The sequence below is a fragment of the Micromonospora sp. WMMD956 genome, from assembly GCF_029626125.1.
Lineage (GTDB): Bacteria > Actinomycetota > Actinomycetes > Mycobacteriales > Micromonosporaceae > Micromonospora > Micromonospora carbonacea.
Genome location: NZ_JARUBI010000005.1, coordinates 2,626,743 through 2,649,563, shown reverse-complemented (window position 1 = coordinate 2,649,563; position 22,821 = coordinate 2,626,743). Strand labels below are relative to the sequence as shown.

Here is a 22,821-nt window from a genome sequence, read left to right as displayed (position 1 = left end):
GGTCGCCGGACGAGAGGGTCAGCGGTCGACGGCGGTGCCGTCCACGGTGGCCGCCTCGGAGCCGTTGCGCGCCGCGCCGAGCTTGGCGAGCAGGCCGGCCAGGTCGATGCCCGTCAGGTCGGTGCCGAGCTGGAGGCCCTGCGCCACGTTGCTCGCCACCGACTTCGTCAGCGTCGACGCCCCGTCGGTGGAGATGACGGTCATCTTGTCGATCGCGCCGATCGGCGCGCTGGCGGCCTCGACCACCTGCGGCAGCACCCGGACGAGCAGGTCCAGCACGGCAGCCTCCCCGTACGCGGCGAACGCCTCGGCCTTGCGGGCCATCGCGTCGGCCTCGGCCTGGCCCTTGGCCAGGATGGCCGCAGCCTCCGCCTGGCCCTCCCGCTCGACGGCCTCGGCGATCGCGGACCGCCGGCGCTGCTCGGCCTCGCCCTCCTTGGCGCCCTCGATGGCGTTCGCCTCGGCCAGCGCGGCCCGGCGGGCCCGCTCGCCCTCACCGGTGAGCCGGGACTGCTCGGCGGCGGCCTGCGCGGCGGCGATGGTGGCCTGGCGCTGCGCGTCGGCGTTGAGCACCGCCGCGTTACGGGCCGCCTCGGCCTCCTGCTCCACCTTGTACCGGGCGGCGTCGGCCGGCTTGCGCACCTCGGTGTCGAGCTGGCGCTGCTTCAGCTCGGCGTTGCGCTCGGCCACCTTCTGCTGCTCGGAGAGGATCGCCTGGTCCCGCTCGGCCTGGGCGAGCGGCCCAGCCGCCGCCGACTTCGCCTTCGCCGCGTCGATCTCCGCCTGGATGGCGGCCTGCTTGAGCGACAGGTTCCGGTTGGCCTCGGCGATGGCCTCCTCGGCGAGCAGCCGCTCCTGCTCGGCCTGCTGCCGGGCCCGGGCCTCGGCGATCGCCGCGTCCTTGAGCACCCGGGCCGCCTCCGGCCGCCCCAGGTCCTGGAGGTACGAGCCCTCCGCCACGATGTCCTGGAGCTGGAAGGTGTCCAGCACCAACCCCTGGTTGGTCATCGAGTGCTCGGCCTCCTCGGCGACCGCGCTGGCGAACGCGGCCCGGTCCCGGATGACCTCCTCGACGGTGAGCCGGCCGACGATCGAGCGCAGCGCGCCGGCCAGCACCTCACGGGTGAAGTTGTCGATCTCGTCCTGCTGGTGCAGGAAGCGCTGGGCGGCGGCGCGGATCGCGTCCTCGGTGCCGCCGACCTTGACGATGGCGACGCCGTGCAGGTCTGCCCGGATGCCCTGCTTGCTGACCGCGCCCTTGATGCCGACGTCGATGCGACGGCTGGACAGGTCCAGCGACTGGATCTTCTGCACCACGGGCAGCACGAACACCGACGCGCCGAGGACGACCTTCTGCCCGGAGTTGTCGGTGGACCGGCCGCCGTCGGCGGTCTGCGTGGTCCGGCCCTTGCGGCCGGTGACGATGAACGCCTCGTTGGGCCCGGCGACCTTGATCCGGGACAGCACGAACAGGATGAGCACGACGACGAGGAGTACCGCGCCGCCGATGGCGATGAGAAGGGGCATGCGACTTCCGCTCTGCGACAGGGGAGGGTGGTGGGGTCAGTAGGTTTCGACGTGCACGCTGGTCTCGCTCAGGGCTTCGACCACGAAGATCTGCTCGCCCATCCCGATCGGCCGGTCGGCACGGGCGTTGAGCTTGACCGGCTGGCCGGCGACCCGGACCCGGACCTCGCCGTAGCCGTCCACGGGGATCGGGGTCACGACGAGGCCGAGCGCGCCGACGAGGTGGTGGCGGGTGGGCGTGGGGTCGGTGCGCATGGTGCGGGCCGCCCGGCTCAGTCGGGCCGCGACCCACGCCGTGGGCACCGCCGCGACCGCGCCGCCGGCCGCCGCCGCCGCGACCATCCCGGGGGTACGCGCACCGAGCAGCTCGTTGACGATCGCCGCGCCGAAACCGAACGCGCCGGCGAACCCGGCGACCGCCTCCAGGGACACCGGCCCGTCGGCGCCGGGATGGGCGAAGTGGAACAGCTCGGTGCCGAGCAGGGCCAGCGCCAGCACGCCGACGCCCGCCCCGCCGATGATCAGGAAAATGAGCGTTCCGGTGGCCACGACCTGCACGGTAGCCGCCCTGTGCAAGGTCATCCGGCGTGCCGGGGCCCGGTGAACCGGTGCGACGGCGCTCTTCCGGCCCACCGGTCCGGCCGGAACCGGCGGCGGTGTCCGGCGGCGTCGGAGACGCCGAGGCCAATCACACCCAAAGCACCTTCCGCTGCGATACCGCGTAAACCAGCCTTCCTGGATCTGCAATTCCCGGCGGTGCCGGGAGTTGACCATATGGTGCTGCGGGTAAACCCTTGCCATCGCTGGGAGTTCCTACTTAACATATTGACACTCTCGAATTTAATCGATCAAGAGTGAGATTCTTCTGATTCGAAACCCTGACACCCCCTCTCCTTTTCTTGAGATGCCGTCAGGGGAATTTGTCGTGCGCGAGGAGGAGCGATGAGAGAGATCAGGATCAGCCGCCGGGGAGGGCTCGCCGCGCTGGGCGCGGGCCTGGGCGCCGCCCTGCTCGGCACCAGCCGCACGGACCAGGCGAGGGCGGCGTCGCGCGGGGCCCCGTCGCACGACAGCCGGGCGAAGAAGGACGCCGTCGGCTACAGCGTCACGATTTCGAACGCTTCCGCGCTGGACGGCATGAATGCCATCCTCTTCCAGGAGAACCCCGTGCTTCCGAGCGACGCGGTCACGCTCGCCTGGATGTCGAAGATGTGCCACCCGTCGACGACGATCGAATACAAGTGGACCATCGACTACAACTTCGTCTGGGGGCAGGTCGGCACGCTCGTCCCCGGGACGCAGTTCGTGGCGGGCCAGATCCTGGCGGCCGACCTGACCCAGAACAATCAGGTCGGCCTCTCCTACGTCGACGGTGGTTTCGAATTCGGCCCGACCGGCCCGTCGGGTAAGAACGGGAGCCTGATAATCAAGCAGGACGACAGCGTTCCGGGGCCGGGCAACGACGACCAGGGAAGCGTGGGAATCGGAATGTCGGGAGCCGGCACGTTCGTGGTGCCGACGGTGCCGAACCTCGGGGTCGAGTTCGACCCCAAACCGACCTACTGGCTCGCCTTCGGCAGCTTCGCGAGCAGCGAGGTGATGGACATCTCCGAGCTCACCCAACCGGCCAAGTTGGTGTACCCCGTCGGCATGACCAGCGCCAAGGCCGTCTTCGACGGCAAGGAGTGGAACATCTCCTACGGGAACTGACGGCCGGCCGGGCACGGTGCCGAGCGCCCGCCCCGTCAACCGGGCGCGACGGTGACGGCCCGGTCGACCAGCTCGGGCGGGAGCGGCTGCCGCACCAGCTCCCGCCCGGTCGGGTCGGCGAGCACGAAGTCCCGGTCGCCGTACGGGCGGCGGTAGAGCAGGCGGTCGTCGGTGACGAAGGCGGCATCGGCGGCCGGCAGGGCCCGGACGACCCGGCCGTCGGCGGTCTCGACGAGCAGCGGCTCGTGCTGGCCCTGCACCACCACGAGCCGCCCGTCGGGCGACCAGGCCCACGGGCCGGCCGGGTCGCCGGGCACGGCGACGAACCGGGTCGGCCTGCCGTCGTCGGCGGAGAAGAGCTGCACGCCCCGCCGGGGATGCCGGGCGGACTCCGACTGCGGCCCACCCGATCCGGTCTGCTGGAGCACCACCTCCCGGCCGTCGCGGGTCCAGGTGAAGAAGCAGGAGTCGGTGCAGAAGTAGCGGTCGGTGTCGACGGGGAACGAGTCGAGCGCGCCCTTGCCGTCGAGCCCACCGGCGGGGTCGAGCACACCGATGCGCATCGGATCGCCCTCCGCCCGGAGGGTCAGCAGGAGGCGGCGGCCGTCCGGCGACCACTGCGGCTGCATGAGCCACACTCCGGTCCGGAACCAGGTCGTGCGCTGTCGGGCCGCGTCGGCCAGGCCGATCTCCCCGGGCCGGTCCTCGTCGGCCAGGGCGGTGAGCGTGCCCTCCGGCGCGGGCCACACCCCGGTGTATCCCTGGACGGGGAGGTAGCGGCCCTGGCTGCGGTCGAGCACCCAGCCTGAGCCGCCCTGGTTGGAGCCGCCCCGACCGGCGCCGGTGACCACCCAGCCGCCGGGCAGGGCCAGCGGCGACGTGCTCCAGCTCGGCCCGGGGGTGGGCAGCAGCTCCGGGGTCGCAGTGACCGAGGCCGTCGGCTCGGGCACCGCCGGCCGGACCGGCGAATCCGGCCTCAGCAGCACGAACGGCAGCGCCACGGCGGCGACGGCGACCAGTGCCGCGCCCGCTGCCGCCGCCGCCCGCCGCCGGGCCCGCAGCCGCCGGCCGCGCCGTATCGCCCCGGCCGCCAGGTCCGGCACCGGCCGGGCCTGGCGGGCGAGATCACGTACGGCCGCCTTCAGCGCCTCCTCGGCCGGGGAACTCATCGGGACACCTCCGGGCGATCGGCGTACTCGGCGAAGGCCGGCACGAGCCGGCGCAACTTGGCCAGGGCCCGGGACGCCTGGCTGGCCACCGTCCCCGTCCGGCAGCCCAGCAGCGCGGCGGTCTGCTCGACGCTCAGGTCCTCCAGGTAGCGCAGGGTCAGCACCGCCCGTTGCCGGGGCGGCAGCGTCAGCAGGGCATCCCGCAGCAGCATCCGCAGGTCGGCGTCGTGGCCGCTGTCCCGCTCCGCCGGCACCTCGGGCACCGCGTCGAGCGGCACCTCGGGCCGTCGGGCCCGCCGACGCCAGCCGGAGACCTGGTCGTGGTAGAGGATCCGACGCACGTACGGCTCGGCGTCGCCCCGGATCTGCGGCCAGCGCGTGTACGCCTTGGCCAGCGCGTTCTGGAGCAGGTCCTCCGCGCCGTGCTGGCTGCCGGCCAGGGCGTACGCGACACGCAGCAGGGCCTCGCCGCGGTCGTTGACGAACGCGGTGAACTCCCCGTCGGTCACCTCAGCCACCGTCCACCTCCGATGGTCAAGACGCCGGCCGGGACCGGAAGTTTGCCTCACCCGGCGGGCGGATCGGGCCGGAGCTGGTGGGCCGGGTGGGCGGGGTCGGGGCGCGTCGCGCTGGCGGGGGAGAATGGGGTGTGCGCTGGACCGTGCTCGACTCCCCGATCGGCGAGTTCTCCGTGGCCACCGACGACGCCGCCGTGTGCGGCGCGCACTTCGGGCGGGTGGAGAGCGCCGTCGACGTCCCCGGCGACGAGCTGTCCGGCCGGGCCGTGGCCGAGCTGCGGGCGTACTTCGCCGGGGAGCTGACCGAGTTCACCGTGCCCGTGGCGGCGCGCCGGGGCTCCGAGTTCGAGCGCGCGGTGTGGCGGGAGATGACCCGCATCCCGTACGGGGAGACGTCTACCTACGGCGAGGTGGCCCGGCTGGTCGGCGACGGCGACCCGGGGGCGGCGCGGGCCGTCGGGGTGGCCTGCAACCGCAATCCGATCCCCGTGATCGTCCCCTGCCACCGGATCGTGGGCGCGGGGGCGAAGCTGGTCGGGTTCGGCGGCGGCCTGCCGCGCAAGGTGAAGCTGCTGGAGTTGGAGGCCGGCGTCGCCCTGCGCCGCGCCTGGTCCTGACGGCTGTAGACGCGTCGAAGCACGGCCCACTCGTGGTGCCACTGCCTTCGAAAGGGTCAACCCTGGGCTGGGGCCATGATCGTCTGACGTCTACCGAGAGAAGGAACGGCGTGTCGTGCCTGTAAACGACAGACGATCATGGGCAGGCGGGCGCAGCCGTTCGGATCCCGCGAGATCTTGGAGGATTTCGGCCCCAGAGGGGCCAGAAACTTCCAAGATCTCGGAACTGCGGGAATGGGGATCAGGCGAATCGTCCGGCGCGGAGGCCGGTGAGGAAGGCGGTCCAGTCGGCGGCGGGGAAGAGCAGCGTCGGGCCGGTGCGGTCCTTGCTGTCGCGTACGGCGAACCGGCCGCTGCCGTCGCGCACCGGCCCCGCCTCGACGCAGTTGCCGCCGCCGCTGCCGCTGCGGGTGCTGACGTGCCAGGCCACCGGCAACCCGGTGCTGGTCGATCCGCCGATGCTCGCCATGTGCTCACTCCAGACGCGCTTCCAGATCGAACAGGATCCGCTGTGCGGCACCGTTGCGCAGCGCCGCCCGGCGCAGCCGATCGTAGCGCTGGTGCAGCGATTCGGCCTTCTCGCCTTCCACGACCACAGTCCCGACGGCGGTGGAGATGCAACCGGCCGGCGGGTAGGGGCGGCGCATCCGGAAGACGTCGAAGGTGCCGTCCGGGCAGGCATGGGCTCCCGCGCCAGCCGGCAGGATCATGACCTCGACGTTCGGCCAGCCGGCCACCTTTCGCAGGTGCGCCAGTTGGGCGCGCATCACCGCGGGGCCGCCGACGACCCGCCGGAGGGCGCCCTCGTCGATCACCGTGGACAGCCGGACCGGCTCGGGCTCCTCCAGCCGCTGCTGACGCTGCATCCGCACCTCGACGAAACGGGCGATCTGCTCGTCGTCGGCGGAGTCGTCCCAGGCTCGGATCAGGGCCTCGGCGTAGGCGCGGGTCTGCAACAGGCCGGGGACGACGGCCATTTCGAAGGATCTGATCTCGGTGGCGCGGCTCTCCAGCCAGATCCAGTCGATCAGCGACCCGGCGAGGTTGGCGCTGAACCCATCCCACCAGCCCTTCTGCCAGGCATCCTGCGCCATGGTCTTCAGGTCCTCGCGCCGGCGCGAGTCGTCGACGCCGCACAGGTCGAGGTAGGCGAGCACCTCAGGCACCCGGGGCGGGATCGTCCCGGACTCCATCCGGCTCACGGTGGATGCGTTCCGGTTGATGTAGTCGCCCATGTCCTTGAGCGTCAGCCCGGAGCTCTCCCGCATCGCCCGGAGCTGCTGACCGATCCACTGTGCCCGGAGCGTCGCCGCCTGCTCGTTGACCATCCCGTGCTCCTTGCCCCGTTGAGCCTTCGCCGCCATGCAGGAAAGCATGGTCCGAGAAACGCGGATTCGCAATCTTGCGTAATCGCGATTCGCCATGCATGCTGCGTGTGGCTGTGGTTACCGAAGGTGATCGACGGTCGAGGTAGGACGGACCGGGGTGGGTCGGCTTGGCGGCATGCCCACCCCGGTCCGGGAACGAGCCGAACGGGAGACACATCGCGCTGGACGGCGTCCCGGGGGTACGACTCCCCGACTGTCTACCACGCTGCGCCCGCCACGAGCGGGCACCGGCGCGCGTGCATTGTGCGTACCGCTTCGGTTGTCGGCCGGGGGGTGCGCTGACCCGACAGCGCATCCCCCGGCGTCGAGCCGGGCGGGCGCGCGGACCCCGCCGCGAATCCCCCTCGCGGCGGCGTCGGACCGCGCGCCCGCCCCTTCCGGCGAGGGGTACGCACGAATGGGGCTGCACGAGAACTGGCCGGGGTCGTGACCGGGCGGAAGCTCCCGGTGCTGGTGCGGGCCGCCTGGTTGGTGTTGGAGCACCACCGGCACCGCCGGTGCCGGGCGTGTCGCGACGGGGATGGCTGTCCCGCCGTCGAGGTGGCGCGGGCCCGGATCAGGGCGTGGCGGCGGTACGGGTCGTGAGTGCCGAGGTCAGGGCCGGGGACGTGGTCCACGTGACCGGGGCCGCCAGCGTCCAGTTCGTCAGCCGGCCGATCGTGGCCCGGGTGATCCGGGTGCGGGACGACCTGGTCACCTAGCACGGCTGGTGCTGGATCGACGTCTACCAGCTCGACGCGCGGGGCGAGGCGGTCGAGCGCCGGACGATCTTTGTACGCCCGGACGGGCTCCGCATCCAACGCGACCCGGGGCAGGTTGTGGGGGTACGTCGCGCCAGTCCGTCGACGAGCAGAGGAGTCAACCGATGAAGATCAGACCCGAGGTCGGGCAGCGGCTACATGAGCTGGCCGAAGCCGAGCGCCGCTCGATGCGCGAGCCCGTCGAAGTGGCAGTCCAGGCGTACCTCGACCGTTGCGCGCACGACGAGTGGACGCGGCAGGCCGCCCGGCGGGTCTTCATGGAGGACGCCGGGTTTTTCGAGATGCTGGGCGACCAGTGACGAGATCGCGCTGCGGCTGTCGCCGTACCTGGGGATGCCGGCCTGAACGAACCACGGAGGGCCGGGTCCCGACGGACCCGGCCCTCCGTGATCGTGCTGGGGTCAGCGCGTCAGCGCTCGACCTCGCCCTTGATGAAGGACTCGACGGCGGCGTGCGCGTCGTGGTCGGCGTACTGCACCGGCGGGGACTTCATGAAGTACGACGAGGCCGACAGGATCGGGCCGCCGATCTTGCGGTCCAGGGCGATCTTCGCGGCCCGGACGGCGTCGATGATGACGCCGGCCGAGTTCGGCGAGTCCCACACCTCGAGCTTCAGCTCCGCGTTGAGCGGGGTGTCGCCGAAGGAGCGGCCCTCCAGGCGGATGTAGGCCCACTTGCGGTCGTCGAGCCACGGCACGTGGTCCGACGGGCCGATGTGCACGTCGCTCTTCTGCATCTCGTGCGGGATCTGGGACGTGACCGACTGGGTCTTCGAGATCTTCTTCGAGACCAGCCGGTTGCGCTCCAGCATGTTCATGAAGTCCATGTTGCCGCCGAAGTTGAGCTGGTAGGTGCGCAGCAGCTCCACCCCGCGGTCCTCGAACAGCTTCGCCAGGGCCCGGTGCACGATGGTCGCGCCGACCTGGCTCTTGATGTCGTCGCCGACGATCGGCAGGCCCGCGTCCTCGAACTTCTTGGCCCACTCGGGGTCGGAGGCGATGAAGACCGGCAGGGCGTTGACGAATGCGCAGCCGGCGTCGATCGCGGCCTGGGCGTAGAACTTGTCGGCCTGCTCGGAGCCGACCGGCAGGTAGGAGACGACGACGTCGACCTGCGCGTCGCGCAGCGCCTTGGCCACGTCGACCGGCTCGGCGTCCGACTCCTCGACGATCTCGCGGTAGTACTGGCCCAGGCCGTCGAAGGTCGGGCCGCGCTGCACGCTGACGCCGGTCGGCGGCACGTCGCAGAGCTTGATCGTGTTGTTCTCGCTGGCGACGATCGCCTCCGCGAGGTCCATGCCCACCTTCTTGGCGTCGACGTCGAACGCCGCGACGAACTCCACGTCCGAGACGTGGTAGTCGCCGAAGGTGACGTGCATGAGACCCGGGACGCGGTCGTTCGGGTCGGCGTTGCGGTAGTACTCCACGCCCTGCACGAGGGACGAGGCGCAGTTACCCACACCGACGATGGCGACGCGGACGGAGCCCATAGCGTCTGCCTCCTTCTTCTTCATCACGGCCGCTCTTTCCTGGACTCTCCAGGCGGAGGCGGGCTGTCGTTATCTCGTCGGCCGCCGGCCGTCCCGGTTCCCGGGACCGTCGGGGCACGGCCGGAGCGCTCGTTGGCGATGAGCTCCTCCAGCCAGCGGACCTCGCGTTCACAGGCGTCGAGGCCGTGGCGCTGAAGTTCCAGGGTGTACGCGTCGAGGCGCTCGGCCGCCCGGCCCAGCACGTCGCGAAGCCCTTCGCGGCGTTCCTCGATCTTGCGGCGGCGGCCCTCCAGGATGCGGAGCCGGGTCGCCTGGTCGGTGCGGGCGAAGAACGCGAAGTGCACGCCGAAGCCCGTGTCGTCGTACGTCTCGGGGCCGGCCTGCGCGATGAGCTGGGCGAAGCGTTCCTTGCCCTCCGCAGTGATCTTGTAGACCACCCGCCCCCTGCGGCTGGTCAGTGCGGGGACCTCCTCGGCGGTGGCGGGCGTCTCGTCGGCCTCGGTGATCCACCCGGCCGCCTGCAGCCGGCGCAGGGTGGGGTAGAGCGAGCCGTAGCTGATCGCCGCACGGATCGCGCCCAGCTTGGCCGTGAGCTCCTTGCGGAGCTCGTAGCCGTGCATCGGGGATTCCTGGAGGAGGCCGAGGATGGCGAGATCGAGCACGGGCCACCCTTCCTTACCCCCGACGCGGAGACTCAACCACCGCGATGTATCGGACCGATACATCGCACGTTAGCGGCTCACCCAGGATCAGGGCAAACCCCCATGCCGAATTCTCGGGGTCACCGATTGTGACGGCGGTCGCCTCGCCGCGCCGGACCGCGTACCCTTCTCCGCATGCGTACGCAGCGCCAGGTCGTCGACTACTCGCTCCGGAAGCGAGCGGTGCTGCGTGAACTCCTCGCCGGCCGGGTGGGCACCTACGACGTCTGCGACGCGTCGCCGTACCTGAAGAACGCCGCCCGCTTCCATGGTGAGGCCACCGAGGAGCGCTGCCCGATCTGCCGCAGCGAGAACCTCACCCACGTCCACTACATTTACGGGGACGAACTCAAGCAGTCCGCCGGGCAGGCGCGTACCCTTGCCGAGTTGCCCGTCCTGGCGATGACGCTGCGTGAGTTCCAGGTGTTCGTGGTGGAGGTGTGCCTCGGCTGCGGCTGGAACCACCTCGTCGAGCAGTTCCTGCTGGGCCGGGACGGGCTGGCCGGTGGCGTGGAGGACGGGTCCGACCAGGGCGCGGCCGGTGCTTCGGCCGCCACGGCCCCGGGTGCCGGCCCGGCCGTTCCGCGGAGGCGAGAGGCGCAACGGTGAACCTAGCTGACTCGGTTGGCCCGGTGTGGAGGAGGCGGGACGACCGACAGCTTTTAGGACCGATAGGTCCGATTGATCCGGAAGTGATGCCCTCGGCCCGACTCGTTCGGGCGGCGGCGTCCTGTGTTTCAGCTCACGGCAAACCGGTGGCGGCGCGATCGCGTCCCACCGCGACCGGCAGGGTGTGAGGAATGAACTCGTACGGCGATCCCAGCTCCTCGCGCGGGCGCGCCCAGATACCGGGCGCCAACGGCGACCCCGGTGCGGGCCCGGCCGACGCGTACCGTCGCGGCGACGACGCCCGCGGCAGCTGGTCAGAGGGTACGGCACAGCCGGGCCGCGCCTCCGTGCCGCCCCGCGGCCAGGCCGCGGGAGGCCGCGCCCCGGTGGGTGGCTCGGCGGCCGTGCCGCCGCGCGCCGGCTCCGCGGCGGTGCCGCCGCGCGCCGGTTCGGCGTCGGTGCCGCCGCGCGGCACAGCCGCCTCCGGCTCCGCCTCGGTGGGCTCGGCGTCGGTCGGGCGCGCGGTGCCCGGCCGGGCCTCGGTGCCCGTCTCCCCCGCCCCGGGCGGGTCGACAGCCGGCCGGGCCGGCGCGGGCCGCGCCTCGGTGCCGGTCTCCCCGGCGCCCGTCTCCCCGGCGGGCCGGGCCTCGGTCGGTGTCGGCTCCGCCGGACGAGCGAGCGTGGGCGCCGCGTCCGTGGGCGCCGCCTTCGGCGGCCCCGCCGGCCGAGCCTCCGTGGCCCGCGCGAGCGTCTCCCCGACCTCGGGCATCGGCGCGCCGCCCGGCGGGGGTGACCGCGGCGGCCCCGGCGGCCCCGGCGGCCGGGGCCCCGACGGTCGGGCGAAGTCGGCGCGGGCCCGCAAGCGCCGACGGGCGAACATCCTCATCGCCAGCTTCGCGGTCTTCATCATGCTCGCCGGCATCGGCGTCGTCGGCTTCACGTACTACTCGACCAACGTCGTGCTGCCCGAGGACACCACGCCGCCGCAGGCGACGACGCTCTACGCGATGGACAACAAGACCATCATCGCCAAGGTGGGCGAGCAGAACCGCACCCTGGTCACCATCGACCAGATCCCGCAGCACGTGCAGGACGCGGTGGCCGCAGCCGAGGACCGCAACTTCTACCGGCACTCCGGTGTGGACTACAAGGGCATCGCCCGCGCCGCGTGGAACAACGTATCCGGCGGCGACAAGCAGGGCGCGTCGACCATCACCCAGCAGTACGCCCGCAACGCGTACGACAACCTGAAGGACGACACCTACGCCCGGAAGGTCAAGGAGGCGATCCTCGCCTCCAAGCTGAACGACAAGTACGGCAAGCCGCAGATCATGCAGCACTACCTCAACGTGATCTACTTCGGCCGGGGTGCGTACGGCATCGAGGCGGCGGCGCAGACCTACTTCGGCAAGCCGGCGAAGAGCCTGACCGTCGCCGAGGGCGCGGTGCTCGCCGCGCTGATCAAGCAGCCGGTCGCCAGCGAGACCCACCGGGGGTACGACCCGGCCGTCAACCCGGTCGACGCCAAGTCCCGCTGGGACTACGTCATAAACGGCATGGTCGAGGAGGGCTGGCTGAACGCCCCCGGCCGGCCGGAGCGCCCGACGGAATACCCGAAGAACATCAAGAGCCCCAAGAACGGCGGCGCCGGCATCGACTTCGGCGTGAACACGCCATACGGCAACGTCATCAACTACGTCAAGGTCGAGATGCGGGAGAAGGGCCTCTGCGTCGACAAGGAGGCCGAGGTCACCGACAAGAAGCCGCTCTGTTCGCAGGCGCTGATGGCCGGCGGCTACCGCATCCGCACCACCATCGACACCAAGATCCAGAAGGCGGCGGTCGAGGCCGCCCAGCGCAAGACGAAGGGCTCGGAGCTCGCCGGCCAGCCCAAGAACCTGATGGCGGCGGTCGTCGCCATCGAGCCGGATACCGGGCGCGTCGTCGCCTACTACGGCGGCGACAACGGCACCGGCACCGACTACGCCGGCAAGAACACCGACTCCAACGGCACCGTCACCGGCGGCCACTCCCCGGGGTCGAGCTTCAAGATCTATACCCTGGCCGCCGCGCTGAAGGCCGGCAAGGCGCTGGAGTCGCGCTGGAAGGGCCGGGGCTTCACCCCCGAGGGCACGAAGTTCAAGGTCAGCAATGCGGGCGTGGACAACCCGTCCTGCGGCAACTCCTGCACCCTGAAGGTCTCCACCCTCAAGTCGCTGAACGTGCCGTTCTACCACGTCACCCAGGAGATCGGGCCGGACAAGGTCATCGACATGGCCAAGCAGGCCGGCGTCACCACCATGTGGCGCACGGACACCGACCCCGCCAAGGCGTACGACCTGACCAAGACCGACCCGAAGGACATCGCGCCGTCGCCGTTCTTCCACGTCGTCGGCTACGGCCAGTACCCGATCACCGTCCTCGACCACGCCAACGGCGTGGCCACCTTCGCCAACGGGGGCGTCTACAACAAGGCCCACTTCCTCTACTCGGTGGAGAAGCAGAACGAGACCACCGGCAAGTGGGAGAAGGTCAGCAGCGAGAAGCTCGACCCCAAGCGGCGGATCGACAAGGACGTCGTGGCCGACGTGACCTCGGTGCTGAAGGAATACCCGGGCCAGGTCAACCACCGGCTCGCCGACGGCCGTGAGGCGACCGCCAAGACCGGCACCTGGGAGCTCAAGTCCGACAGCCCGGAGAACGGCGACGCCTGGATGATCGGCTACACGCCGCAGCTCGCCACGGCCGTCTGGGTGGGCAACGTGCAGAAGCGGCTGCCGCTGAAGCTGAACGACGGCCGCAAGGTCAGCGGCGCGAACCTCCCCGGCGGCATCTGGGAACGGTTCATGAACGACGCCCTCAAGGGCAAGCCGAAGGAGACGTTCCCGCCGGCCGCGAACATCGGCGACCCGGAGGCGGGCAACGGCGACCCGCCGCCCCCGCCGCCCACCCCGGACCCGCCGGCGTGCAACCCGCTGGACATCTTCTGCCAGAACCCGGGCAACAACCCGAACACCCCGAACAACCCCAACACCCCGAACAACCCGGGCGGCGGGACCCCCAACAACCCGGGCGGCGGCGGCCCCGACACGCCGACGAACCCCGGGAACGACAACGAGGGGGGCGCCGGCGGCGGCCTGCTGCCGACCATCACCCCCCGCACCAGGGAGTGAACCCACCGCACTGAACACCCGCCGTCGGCGGCCGGACACCACGTCCGGCCGCCGACGGCGTTTCGTCCATCGGAATGTTTTGCGTGGGGGCGGGACGTGAGGGCCATCGGTACGGGATGATTCCTGTCCATGAGCACCCAGTCGACGGCAGACATGGACGACGCCGGTCCCGGCGACCACCCGTCCCGGTCGGACGGCCTCGTCCGGGGGGCCTCCGAGCTGATCGGTGGCCCGCTGGGCGACCACGCGGTGGCGCTGGACCGGCCCGCCGACCGGGAGAGCCGGTTCTGGACGGCCGCCCGGATCGTGCTGGCCCTGGCCTGCCTGACCCTCGCCCTGCACTGGGTGCAGAAGTCCCCCTGCCAGGACGGCGCGTGGCAGAACAACATCCAGTACACGCGGATGTGCTACACCGACGTGCTGGCGCTCTACTACGCCGAAGGGCTCAACGAGGGCAAGGTGCCCTACCGGGACCACCCCGTCGAGTACCCGGTGCTGACCGGCTACTTCATGGGCGCCCTCGGGCTGCCGGTGCACGCCCTCGGCGTCGACAACCCGGAGATCAACCAGGGGCGGTGGGCGTACAACGCCAACGCCCTGGTGCTCAGCGCCCTCGCCGTGGCGACCGTCGCCGTCATCCTCGCCCTGCGCCGCCGACGACCCTGGGACGCCGCCCTCTTCGCGCTGGCCCCCGCCCTGTTCCTCACCGCCACCGTCAACTGGGACCTGCTCGCCATCGGGCTGGCCGCGTTCGGCTTCCTCGCCTGGGCGCGCAGCCGGCCGGCGCTGGCCGGGGTGCTGCTCGGCCTGGCCGGCGCGGCGAAGATGTGGCCGCTGTTCGTCCTCGGGCCGATCCTCGTGCTCGCGCTGCGCGCCAACCGGATCCGCGCCGGCCTCACCGCCGTCGGCACGGCGCTCGTGGCCCTCGTCGCCGTCAACCTGCCGGCGGCCGTGGCCTACCGCGACAACTGGGACCGCTTCTTCGAGCTGAACACCACCCGGCCGATCGACTGGGGCACGCTCTGGTACATCGGGCGCTACCTCGACGGCAAGGTCAACACCGGCGGCCCCGGCTCGATGGGGCCGTTCGAGTGGCTCAACGCCAACATCCCCACCCTGAACTGGCTCTCGTACGCCCTGTTCGGGCTGGCCTGCCTCGGCGTCGCGGTGCTGGCCCTGCGCGCGCCGAAGCGGCCCCGGCTGGCCCAGCTCGCCTTCCTCGTCGTCGCCGCGTTCCTCATCTTCAGCAAGGTCTGGTCGCAGCAGTTCGTCCTCTGGCTGCTGCCGCTGGTCGTCCTCGCCCGCCCCAAGTGGGGCGCGTTCATCGCCTGGCAGGTCGCCGAGATCGGCTACTTCGCCGCCTTCTACGGGGAGCTGCTCGGCTCGGCGACCAGCCGACCCGTCTTCCCCGAGGGCGTCTTCGTGCTGGCGGCGTCGCTGCGGCTGGGCACCGTCGTGCTGCTCTGCGTGCTGGTGGTGAAGGAGATCCTGCACCCCGAGCGCGACGCGGTACGCGACACCTACGCCGACGACCCCGACGGCGGGGTGCTCGACGGCGCGCCGGACGCGCCCTGGGTGGACCGGTGGCGGCGGCGACCCGCGCCCGCCGAGCCCACCACCGTGCCGGCCCCGACGGCGGCCTGACGGCCCTCGGCGCGACCCGGTCGGGGCCGAGGCCCCCGTGCCGGGCCGCGCCGCGCACGGCGGCCCGGCACGGCAGCTCGGCCCGGCCGGTCGTCAGAGGCGGAAGACCACCGCGTTGTCCACCTGCTCGCGGGTGATGCCGAGCGCATCGACCGGGGCGTCGATCGTGGTGGCCCACGGCGTGTCGGCGATCCGGTCGCGCAGCACCACCACGTTGCGCACGCCCAGCGCGCGCAGGTAGGTCACGCTCGCCTGGTCCGGGAAACTCTCGGTCGCCTTCCGGATCTCGGCCTGCCGCGTCGGGGTGAACCCGCTGCCGCCGTTGACCACGTCCTGGAACCGGCTGGTCGACCACAGCATCACCAGCTGGTCGGAGCCCTGGTCGCTGGGCAGCACCAGCAGCGGGCCGTCCACCGACCGCAGCGCCGCGGGCTGGACCGGCACCACCGGGTGCGGGGTGACGTTGAGGCCCTCGGCGATCACCAGCAGCAGCGGCAGCACGGTGGCCAGCCGCAGCCACGGCCCCGGCCACGGCGGGACCCGCTCGGCGGCCCACTCGCGCACCCGGATCGCGAAGGCGCTGACCGCCCCGGCGGCAAGCAGCCCGAGCAGCAGCGTCGTCCAGAGCATCATCCGGCCCGGCGTGCGCAGGCCGTTCCAGCCCGGCAGATACTCGAAGAGCAGCCCGTAGGTGAAGGTGCCGCCGAAGAAGCGGGTGCCCATGGCCAGGACCGCCGTGACCACCACCCCGGCGAGCAGCAGCAGCCGGTGCCGCAGCCGCCACACCGAGAAGAACAGCCCGCCCGCCGCCAGCGCGTAGAGCACGAAGCCGGGCAGCAGGGTCATCTCCGGGGAGTTCCAGGGCAACCCGGCGCGTGCCCCCTCGTGCAGGGTGCCCCAGACGCGGGACTCGGCCGGGGCGGTGAAGAAGCCCGAGAGCGGCGGCGAGTAGATGCCGACGTCGTCGAGGGTGCGGGCCGCGTTCGGGTGCAGCTCGGCGACCTTGAAGTAGGGGACGGCCAGCAGGGCGCCCACCCCCGCGAACAGCAGCGCGCCGACGACGTCGGCGACGAGCAGCCGCACCCCGAACGGCCGCCGCGCCGACCGCCGCCGGACGAACCAGGTCACGGTGGCGACGAGCGTCGCCACCGCCAGCACGTACGCGAACGGCAGCCCGATGCCGAAGCCCAGGCTGAGCTGCCAGGCCGCCACCACCCAGCCGGCGTACGCCCACCCGGCGTGCCGCCGCTCGGGGCGGTAGCCGTGGCGCAGCGACCAGCCGTGCCCCCGGGCCAGCATGGCCAGCGCCAGCGGGATGCCGCCGTTGGAGATGATGTGCAGGTGCCCCGCCTGGGCGAGCAGCCAGGGGGCGTACGCGTAGCCGACCCCGGCCACCGCCGCGCCCGCGCGCCCCGAACCGAGCTGCCGCGCCAGCGCGTACGCCCCGAGCGTGGCGAGCGCGTGGGCCAGCACGAACATGATGTTGTAGCGGAGCAGGGCCGCCTCGGGACCCGTGCCGATCATGCCGGCCGGGGCGTACCCGAGCAGGGTGTCGGAGAAGGCGAAGCTCCACGGCTCCGGGAAGAACGTGTTGGAGTGCCACAGCTGCGCCGGATTGGTCAGCAGGATGTGCCCCGACCAGGCCATCTGCCAGGTCTGGAGGCTCGGGTCCCAGTAGTCCTGCGGGAGCGTGTGCAGCGGGTAGCGCAGCGTCGGCCAGGTGAGCGCGACGGCCAGCGCCAGCGAGCCCAGCACGGCCAGGGTCCACTCGTGGACGCCGAAGCGGCCCACCGCCCGCAGCCCGCGCCGCAGTCGCCCGGGCACCGGCTCCGGGGCGGGGGCGAACGCCTCCCAGCGATCCGGCTTCCGGTCGTCACCGGCGTCGCGGTCGCCCTTCGCGTCGTCGCCGTCTTCGGCCGCGCTGTCCTTGGCCTTGCCGTCCTTTGCCTCGTCGTCCTTGGTCTCGTCGTCGGCGTCGTCCGCCTCCGCGTTGCCGACGCCCTTCGCGCTGCCGTCGGCCTTCGCGGCGTCGATGTCCTTCGCGGTGCCGGCGTCCTTCGCGCCGCCGTCGGCCTTCGCGGTGCCGACGGCTGCTGTGGCGTCGGCGTCCTTTGTGGCGCTGGCGTCGTTTCCGGCCCCGTCGTCCCCGCGGGCCGCCGGGTCGCCGGGGACGGCCTCGTCCGTGACGCCGGACTGCTCGGTGGTCATGCGACCGGGCTCCCCACGGCGAGCCGGTCGCGGAGGAAGGCGATGTCCGCGCCCTGACCGTCCGCGCCACCCGGGGTCTCCACGATCGCCGGGGCGTCCGCCGCCTGGATCACGGCCACCAGCAGCTCCGGGTCGATGGTGCCGCCGTCGAGGTTGTCGTGCCTGTCCCGCCCCGAACCGAACGTGTCCTTCGAGTTGTTGGCGTGCACCAGGTCGATCCGACCGGTGATCGCCTTCACGCGGTCGACCAGGTCGAGCAGCTCCTCACCCCCGGCGTGGGCGTGACAGGTGTCGAGGCAGAAGCCCACCTCGTAGTCGCCGAGCGCGTCCCAGAGCCGGGCCAGCGCGTCGAGGCGTCGGGCGCAGGCGTTGTCCCCGCCGGCGGTGTTCTCGATCAGCACCGGCAGGGCGAAGCCCCCGGCGTCCGCCGCGTACGCGAAGGTCTTGCGCCAGTTGTCGAACCCGACCGCCAGGTCGTCGCCGGCGTTGACGTGCCCACCGTGCACGATCAGGCCCTTCGCGCCGATCTCCGCCGCCGCCGTGGCGTGGCCGAGCAGCAGCTTCCGGCTCGGGATGCGGATCCGGTTGTTCAGCGTCGCCACGTTGATCACGTACGGCGCGTGGACGTAGAGGTCGACCTCGGCGGCGCGCAACCGGTCGGCGTCCTCCCTGGGTTTCGGGGCCTTCCAGCCCTGCGGATCGGAGAGGAAGAACTGCACGGCGTCGGCGGCTCGGGCGGTCGCCTCGGACAGCGGGTCGGCGGAATCGACGTGGGCTCCGATACGCATGCAGGCGAGCCTACGTCGAGGCACCGACGTGCGGGGTGGTGGCGCGGCCGGGTCGTGGTGTCCCACCGCGGGCGGCGGTCGTCACCCGGCCGGCCCGCCGGTCGTTGGTCCGGACGGGGATCGACGATTGGCCGACGCCGATCATCGGGCAAAAGCGCTGATTCTCTCCACACGTGACGAAATCGTTGTACCGTCGGATAACAACACAATGAAGCTCCGCGGGGCGTTTCGGTCCAACCTCATCGGTGTGGTCGTTCCTCCCCAGGTCCCACCCAAGGAATGCGGACGGGACGCCCCGCGGCCTCGTGACCGGGGGCCGAGGCCGACGCATGTCGTCGGCCCGGCCCCCGGTTCCCGTACGCCTGCGGCGGGACGGCCGTGGCCGACCCGTGAACCGGCGAGGTGTGACCCGGCGTCGCGTGAACGACGACACGTGAGCCGACGACGCGTGGAGCGGCGACGGCGACCTGCCCGGGCATGATCGTCCGGGCCGGGTATTCTGGTCCGGTTGTCCGCGCCCGGTCGGGTTCCCCCGGTCCGGAGCGGCCACGACGCCAGACCTCCTGCCACGGAAGGACCGTGGCCGCCTAGCCCACAGGAGGTGAGCACGTCTTGCGTCATTACGAGATCATGGTGATCCTCGACCCCAGCCTCGAGGAGCGCACCGTCGCCCCGTCGCTCGACACGTACCTGAACGTGATCCGGACCGCGGGTGGCTCGGTCGAGAAGACCGACGTATGGGGCCGCCGGCGCCTCGCGTACGAGATCAACAAGAAGGCCGAGGGCATCTACGCTGTCGTCGACCTGCAGGCCACGCCTGCGGCGGTGGCCGAGCTGGATCGTCAGCTGCGGCTCAACGAGTCCGTGCTGCGCACCAAGGTCATCCGGCCGGAGATGCGCTAACAGTCCAACCCGGTTCACCACCCGGATCAGCCTCATCGAGGTTGTCGTAGGGCCCTGAGAGCCTGTACGGCGAACGATGAGTGCGCGAGGAGATGGTCATGGCAGGAGACACCACCATCACGGTCATCGGCAATCTGACCGATGACCCCGAGTTGCGTTTCACCCCCTCGGGGGCCGCGGTCGCCAAGTTCCGGGTCGCCTCGACGCCCCGGTTCATGGACAAGGCGTCCGGCGAGTGGAAGGACGGCGAGCCGCTGTTCCTCGCGTGCACGGTCTGGCGGCAGGCCGCCGAGCACGTCGCCGAGTCGTTGCAGCGCGGTGCCCGGGTGATCGTGTCGGGCCGGCTGCGTCAGCGGTCCTACGAGACCCGCGAGGGCGAGAAGCGCACCGTCATCGAGCTGGAGGTCGACGAGATCGGCCCGTCCCTGCGCTACGCCACGGCGAAGGTGCAGAAGATGTCCCGCTCCGGTGGCGGCGGCTTCGGCGGTGGCGGTGGTGGCAACCAGGGCGGCGGCGGAGGCAACTTCGACGACCCCTGGGCCTCGGCCGCGCCGGCTCCCTCGCGCGGTGGTTCGGGTGGCGGCAACTTCGACGAGGAGCCTCCGTTCTAATGGCGCCGAGCGCCCGCGACCGCAAACCAGGAGCCCGAGCAATGGCCAAGGCCGCTGCACTTCGCAAACCGAAGAAGAAGGTGAACCCGCTCGACAAGGACGGGATCACGTACATCGATTACAAGGACACCGCGCTGCTGCGCAAGTTCATCTCCGACCGCGGCAAGATCCGCGCTCGGCGGGTGACCGGCGTGACCTCGCAGCAGCAGCGGCAGATCGCCCGCGCGGTCAAGAACGCCCGCGAGATGGCGCTCCTGCCGTACACGGCCACGGCCCGCTGAGAGGAGGCACCGATATGAAGATCATCCTGACTCAGGAGGTGTCCGGCCTCGGTGCCCCGGGCGACATCGTCGAGGTCAAGAACGGCTACGGCCGTAACTACCTGCTCCCGCAGGGCTTCGCGATCGCCTGGACCAAGGGCGCGGAGAAGCAGGTCACGGTCATCAAGCGGGCCCGCTCGGCCCGCGAGATCCGCGACCTCGGCCACGCCAACGAGGTCAAGGCCCAGCTCGAGGGCCTGAAGGTCAGCCTCAAGGCCCGCGCCGGCGACGGCGGGCGGCTCTTCGGCTCGGTCACCCCGGCCGAGATCGTCGACGCCGTCAAGGCGGCCGGCGGCCCGGCCCTCGACCGTCGGCGGCTGGAGACGCCCGGCCACATCAAGTCGCTCGGCGCGTACCCGGTCAGCATCAGGCTGCACCCCGAGGTGACCGCCAAGTTCGACCTCAACGTCGTCCAGGGCTGACACCCGACAGCGGCACCGGAAGGGCCCGCACCGGATCGCCGGTGCGGGCCCTTCCGCGTCCAGGTGTGGAAGCCCGCCCGGTGTGGTAGCCCCACCCGGCGACGACCGGGTTCGCGGGCGGCGACCCGCTCGGCGGCGACGCGGCGGAGAGCGCCGCGCGCCCGGCGACGGTCGGGGCGGTCAACCGATGGGCTGACCGGTCACCGCGCTGATCATCACCGTCGACAGCCCGCCGCCGACCACCGCCGCCGCCAACGCCACAGTCGCCGACCGCCACGTCGTGCCGACCCGCCGCAGCAGCAGCGCGACGACGAGGCTGCTGGCCAGCGCCAGGCCGAACCGGGGCGCCCCGTTCACCAGCGAGCCGAGGGCGTGCGACCGTGGCGAGTCGCAGCCGCCACCGCTGATGTCCGTGACGCAGCCGGCCGGCGCCTGACCGTCCAGCGTCAGCAGCCAGACGAAGACCAGCACGGCCGGGAGCAGGTAACACGCCGCGGTGTAGACCAACGGCCGGAACGGCCCGCCCGGATCCGGATCGAGCAGGTCGTCTTCGAGGCGGCGGCTCCAGGACCTGACGGGCACCGGTTCCGCGCGCCGCCGCGACGGCACACCCACCGCCCGCGCGTCGCCGACCGGCTCGCCCCTCCGCCGGCCCGGCTCCGCCCTGCGGCGTGGTGCCGAGCGCGGCCGGGGAGCGGTGTAGGGCACCACCGGCGACTGCGGCGCGGACGGCGGGGCGTCCATCCACCGGGGATCGTCGCCCGCGAGCCGGGTGCCCGACCAGAACCCCTCCACGTGCTCCGGCCAGGACCACCCCTCGGCCGGAGCGTCCCCGGACCGGGGCTCCACGGCCCGGTCCCAGCGCTGACCGTCGTCGACCCGGCCCCACTGCCCGGTCTCGGCGGTCGACCGCTCCCGTCGCCCGGTCTCCCCGATGCGGTCCCACCGGCCGATCTCACCGGTCTGGTCCCACCGGCCGACGTCCCCGGCCTCCTCCCAGCGCCCGAACTCGCCGGTGCGGTCCCACCGGCCGATCTCGCCGGTCTGGTCCCACCGGCCGAGGTCGCCGATCTCACCCGTCTGGTCCCAGCGGGCCGCACCGTCGGGTGACTCCCACCGGCTCTCGACCGCCGGACGGTCCCACGCGTGCACGCCGGAGGCGTCCCACGGGTCCACCGCCGGCTGGTAGGACGCCGCCTCGCCGGTGGTCTCCGGCGCGTCCGCCGCGCCCCGCGCCCACGGATCCACGGCAGGGCGGGTGGACCAGGAGTCCGCGCCCGCCCGGCGGCTGCGGCGGGTCCGCCGCCCCCCGCCCTCGGCCGCGTCCGCGCCGGTCGCGGTGCCCACGTCCTCCAGCCCCGACCAGACCACCTGGGGACGGCGCGACGACGACCGGCGGGGGCGCGCCGCCCGCGCCGCGCCCGACACCGGATCGTCCTCGTCGGCCCGCCTGCTGCCCACGTAGCCGCCGTCGCGGGAAGCATCGTCGCGGGGAGCCTCGTCGCGCCAGCCGCCGGACCGCTCGGGCTCCGGGGCCGCGCCGATCGCGGGCACGTCCCGCCAACCGCCGGGCCGCTCCCGCTCCGGGGCCGCCTCGATCGCGGGCACGTCCCGCCACGTCGTCTCGCTGACGCGCCGCCAACTGGTGGTCGTCTCGGTGGTGCGCCAGCCCGAGCCCGAGCGGGGGCGGGCATCGTCCTCGTCGTCGGGGGCCGCGTGCCGACCACCACCGTCGGCCCGCTCGACACCCGAGTCCAGCGCCCACCGAGGCAGGTACGTCTCCACCGGCTCCTGCTGACCCCGGCGCGCCGCCCGGCGGCGGCTCGGGGTGCGGTAGCGCTCGACGGCCGAGCCGTGCGAGTCGGCCGGGGGCTGGTCGCCGGAGGCGTCCCACGGGAGGCTCGCCTGCCGCTCGCGCGGGCTGCCCTCCCCGCGTCCCCAGTCCCGGTGTCTCACGGCCGGAGCGTGACCCTTCTGAACCGAAAGTGCAATCCGCTGTCCAGGTGTAGCCGTTTGCAGGAGATAGTACGGGACGAAGCGCCCAGGAAGCTCACCAGAAATTTCTCCTCCACAGGGTGGGGACGGTGTCTATGCAGGTCACGGCGTTTCGGGCCGGAATTCCCCAACACTTATCCACAACCTGTGCACACCCTGCACACATGTTGTCCACCGGCGTCCACAGGTTGTCCCAAGGCTCGTCCACCGGCCTGGTTGAGTCGCTGACCTCGGGTTCCGTATGGTTGCCTCTCGACCGACGGTGCGA

21 protein-coding genes and 1 pseudogene are annotated in these 22,821 nt (G+C 72.1%); 11 read left to right on the top strand and 11 right to left on the bottom strand.

Annotated elements, in window-relative coordinates; all coding sequences use genetic code 11:
* Nucleotides 1-18: 18 nt before the first annotated feature.
* Both O7628_RS12210 and O7628_RS12205 read right to left on the bottom strand, forming a co-directional pair.
* On the bottom strand, nucleotides 19-1,527 hold the full coding sequence (locus tag O7628_RS12210) for a flotillin family protein (protein ID WP_074478223.1): 1,509 nt from the start codon (nucleotides 1,525-1,527) through the stop codon (nucleotides 19-21).
* A gap of 36 nt (nucleotides 1,528-1,563) precedes the next feature.
* A complete protein-coding gene (locus O7628_RS12205) occupies nucleotides 1,564-2,109 on the bottom strand; it encodes a hypothetical protein (protein ID WP_074478222.1) in 546 nt (181 codons plus the stop codon).
* Between the two features lie 360 nt (nucleotides 2,110-2,469).
* Here O7628_RS12205 and O7628_RS12200 point away from each other — a divergent pair, with 360 nt between their 5' ends.
* Complete coding sequence (locus tag O7628_RS12200; RefSeq protein WP_278130437.1) at nucleotides 2,470-3,237, top strand: hypothetical protein; 768 nt, start codon at nucleotides 2,470-2,472, stop codon at nucleotides 3,235-3,237.
* A gap of 35 nt (nucleotides 3,238-3,272) precedes the next feature.
* Here the strand turns inward: O7628_RS12200 and O7628_RS12195 are convergent, their stop codons facing one another.
* Complete coding sequence (locus O7628_RS12195; protein WP_278130436.1) at nucleotides 3,273-4,406, bottom strand: hypothetical protein; 1,134 nt, start codon at nucleotides 4,404-4,406, stop codon at nucleotides 3,273-3,275.
* Complete coding sequence (locus tag O7628_RS12190) at nucleotides 4,403-4,924, bottom strand: SigE family RNA polymerase sigma factor (RefSeq protein WP_074478218.1); 522 nt, start codon at nucleotides 4,922-4,924, stop codon at nucleotides 4,403-4,405. Before O7628_RS12190 ends, O7628_RS12195 begins: the two co-directional genes overlap by 4 nt.
* A 131-nt stretch (nucleotides 4,925-5,055) precedes the next feature.
* On the opposite strand from O7628_RS12190, the gene O7628_RS12185 reads away from it, so the two are divergent.
* Nucleotides 5,056-5,541: a methylated-DNA--[protein]-cysteine S-methyltransferase gene (locus O7628_RS12185; RefSeq protein WP_278130434.1), complete on the top strand. Its 486-nt coding sequence runs from the start codon at nucleotides 5,056-5,058 to the stop codon at nucleotides 5,539-5,541.
* A gap of 241 nt (nucleotides 5,542-5,782) precedes the next feature.
* Here the strand turns inward: O7628_RS12185 and O7628_RS12180 are convergent, their stop codons facing one another.
* A complete protein-coding gene (locus O7628_RS12180) occupies nucleotides 5,783-6,010 on the bottom strand; it encodes a DUF397 domain-containing protein (RefSeq protein WP_278130432.1) in 228 nt (75 codons plus the stop codon).
* Nucleotides 6,011-6,014: 4 nt separating this feature from the next.
* Nucleotides 6,015-6,869, bottom strand: a complete 855-nt coding sequence (locus O7628_RS12175; protein WP_278130430.1) for a helix-turn-helix transcriptional regulator — start codon at nucleotides 6,867-6,869, stop codon at nucleotides 6,015-6,017.
* Between the two features lie 641 nt (nucleotides 6,870-7,510).
* Here O7628_RS12175 and O7628_RS12170 point away from each other — a divergent pair.
* Both O7628_RS12170 and O7628_RS12165 read left to right on the top strand, forming a co-directional pair.
* Nucleotides 7,511-7,798, top strand: a pseudogene (locus O7628_RS12170) (hypothetical protein).
* Entirely contained in the window at nucleotides 7,795-7,989 is a 195-nt protein-coding gene (locus tag O7628_RS12165; RefSeq protein ID WP_278130428.1) for a hypothetical protein, read from the top strand. Before O7628_RS12170 ends, O7628_RS12165 begins: the two are co-directional and overlap by 4 nt.
* A 110-nt stretch (nucleotides 7,990-8,099) precedes the next feature.
* On the opposite strand, the gene O7628_RS12160 is transcribed toward O7628_RS12165, so the two are convergent.
* Both O7628_RS12160 and O7628_RS12155 read right to left on the bottom strand, forming a co-directional pair.
* Nucleotides 8,100-9,179, bottom strand: a complete 1,080-nt coding sequence (locus O7628_RS12160) for an inositol-3-phosphate synthase (RefSeq protein ID WP_077935340.1) — start codon at nucleotides 9,177-9,179, stop codon at nucleotides 8,100-8,102.
* Nucleotides 9,180-9,202: 23 nt separating this feature from the next.
* The gene (locus tag O7628_RS12155; RefSeq protein WP_178066972.1) at nucleotides 9,203-9,841 is read right to left on the bottom strand and encodes a PadR family transcriptional regulator; all 639 of its coding nucleotides are present in this window, start codon (nucleotides 9,839-9,841) and stop codon (nucleotides 9,203-9,205) included.
* Between the two features lie 174 nt (nucleotides 9,842-10,015).
* Here O7628_RS12155 and O7628_RS12150 point away from each other — a divergent pair, with 174 nt between their 5' ends.
* From O7628_RS12150 to O7628_RS12140, 3 genes are all read left to right on the top strand, one after another.
* A complete protein-coding gene (locus tag O7628_RS12150; protein WP_178066971.1) occupies nucleotides 10,016-10,489 on the top strand; it encodes a DUF5318 domain-containing protein in 474 nt (157 codons plus the stop codon).
* Nucleotides 10,490-10,680: 191 nt separating this feature from the next.
* On the top strand, nucleotides 10,681-13,662 hold the full coding sequence (locus O7628_RS12145) for a transglycosylase domain-containing protein (protein ID WP_278130424.1): 2,982 nt from the start codon (nucleotides 10,681-10,683) through the stop codon (nucleotides 13,660-13,662).
* A 129-nt stretch (nucleotides 13,663-13,791) separates the two neighbouring features.
* Nucleotides 13,792-15,306 carry a glycosyltransferase 87 family protein gene (locus tag O7628_RS12140; RefSeq protein ID WP_278130422.1) on the top strand — a complete coding sequence of 505 codons (1,515 nt, stop codon included), beginning with the start codon at nucleotides 13,792-13,794 and terminating at the stop codon, nucleotides 15,304-15,306.
* Nucleotides 15,307-15,399: 93 nt separating this feature from the next.
* Here O7628_RS12140 and O7628_RS12135 read toward each other — a convergent pair whose 3' ends face one another.
* Both O7628_RS12135 and O7628_RS12130 read right to left on the bottom strand, forming a co-directional pair.
* Nucleotides 15,400-17,514, bottom strand: coding sequence for a hypothetical protein (locus O7628_RS12135; RefSeq protein WP_278130420.1), 2,115 nt, complete (start codon nucleotides 17,512-17,514; stop codon nucleotides 15,400-15,402).
* On the bottom strand, nucleotides 17,511-18,302 hold the full coding sequence (locus tag O7628_RS12130) for a deoxyribonuclease IV (RefSeq protein WP_278130418.1): 792 nt from the start codon (nucleotides 18,300-18,302) through the stop codon (nucleotides 17,511-17,513). Before O7628_RS12130 ends, O7628_RS12135 begins: the two co-directional genes overlap by 4 nt.
* A gap of 612 nt (nucleotides 18,303-18,914) precedes the next feature.
* Here O7628_RS12130 and rpsF point away from each other — a divergent pair.
* From rpsF to rplI, 4 genes are all read left to right on the top strand, one after another.
* Nucleotides 18,915-19,205, top strand: a complete 291-nt coding sequence (gene rpsF / locus O7628_RS12125; protein WP_007073791.1) for a 30S ribosomal protein S6 — start codon at nucleotides 18,915-18,917, stop codon at nucleotides 19,203-19,205.
* An 80-nt stretch (nucleotides 19,206-19,285) separates the two neighbouring features.
* Nucleotides 19,286-19,816: a single-stranded DNA-binding protein gene (locus tag O7628_RS12120; RefSeq protein WP_176734099.1), complete on the top strand. Its 531-nt coding sequence runs from the start codon at nucleotides 19,286-19,288 to the stop codon at nucleotides 19,814-19,816.
* A gap of 41 nt (nucleotides 19,817-19,857) precedes the next feature.
* Nucleotides 19,858-20,097, top strand: a complete 240-nt coding sequence (gene rpsR, locus O7628_RS12115) for a 30S ribosomal protein S18 (RefSeq protein ID WP_007073789.1) — start codon at nucleotides 19,858-19,860, stop codon at nucleotides 20,095-20,097.
* A gap of 14 nt (nucleotides 20,098-20,111) precedes the next feature.
* Nucleotides 20,112-20,558 carry a 50S ribosomal protein L9 gene (rplI, locus tag O7628_RS12110; RefSeq protein ID WP_007073788.1) on the top strand — a complete coding sequence of 149 codons (447 nt, stop codon included), beginning with the start codon at nucleotides 20,112-20,114 and terminating at the stop codon, nucleotides 20,556-20,558.
* Between the two features lie 180 nt (nucleotides 20,559-20,738).
* On the opposite strand, the gene O7628_RS12105 is transcribed toward rplI, so the two are convergent.
* The gene (locus tag O7628_RS12105; protein ID WP_278130414.1) at nucleotides 20,739-22,514 is read right to left on the bottom strand and encodes a hypothetical protein; all 1,776 of its coding nucleotides are present in this window, start codon (nucleotides 22,512-22,514) and stop codon (nucleotides 20,739-20,741) included.
* Between the last annotated feature and the right edge of the window lie 307 nt (nucleotides 22,515-22,821).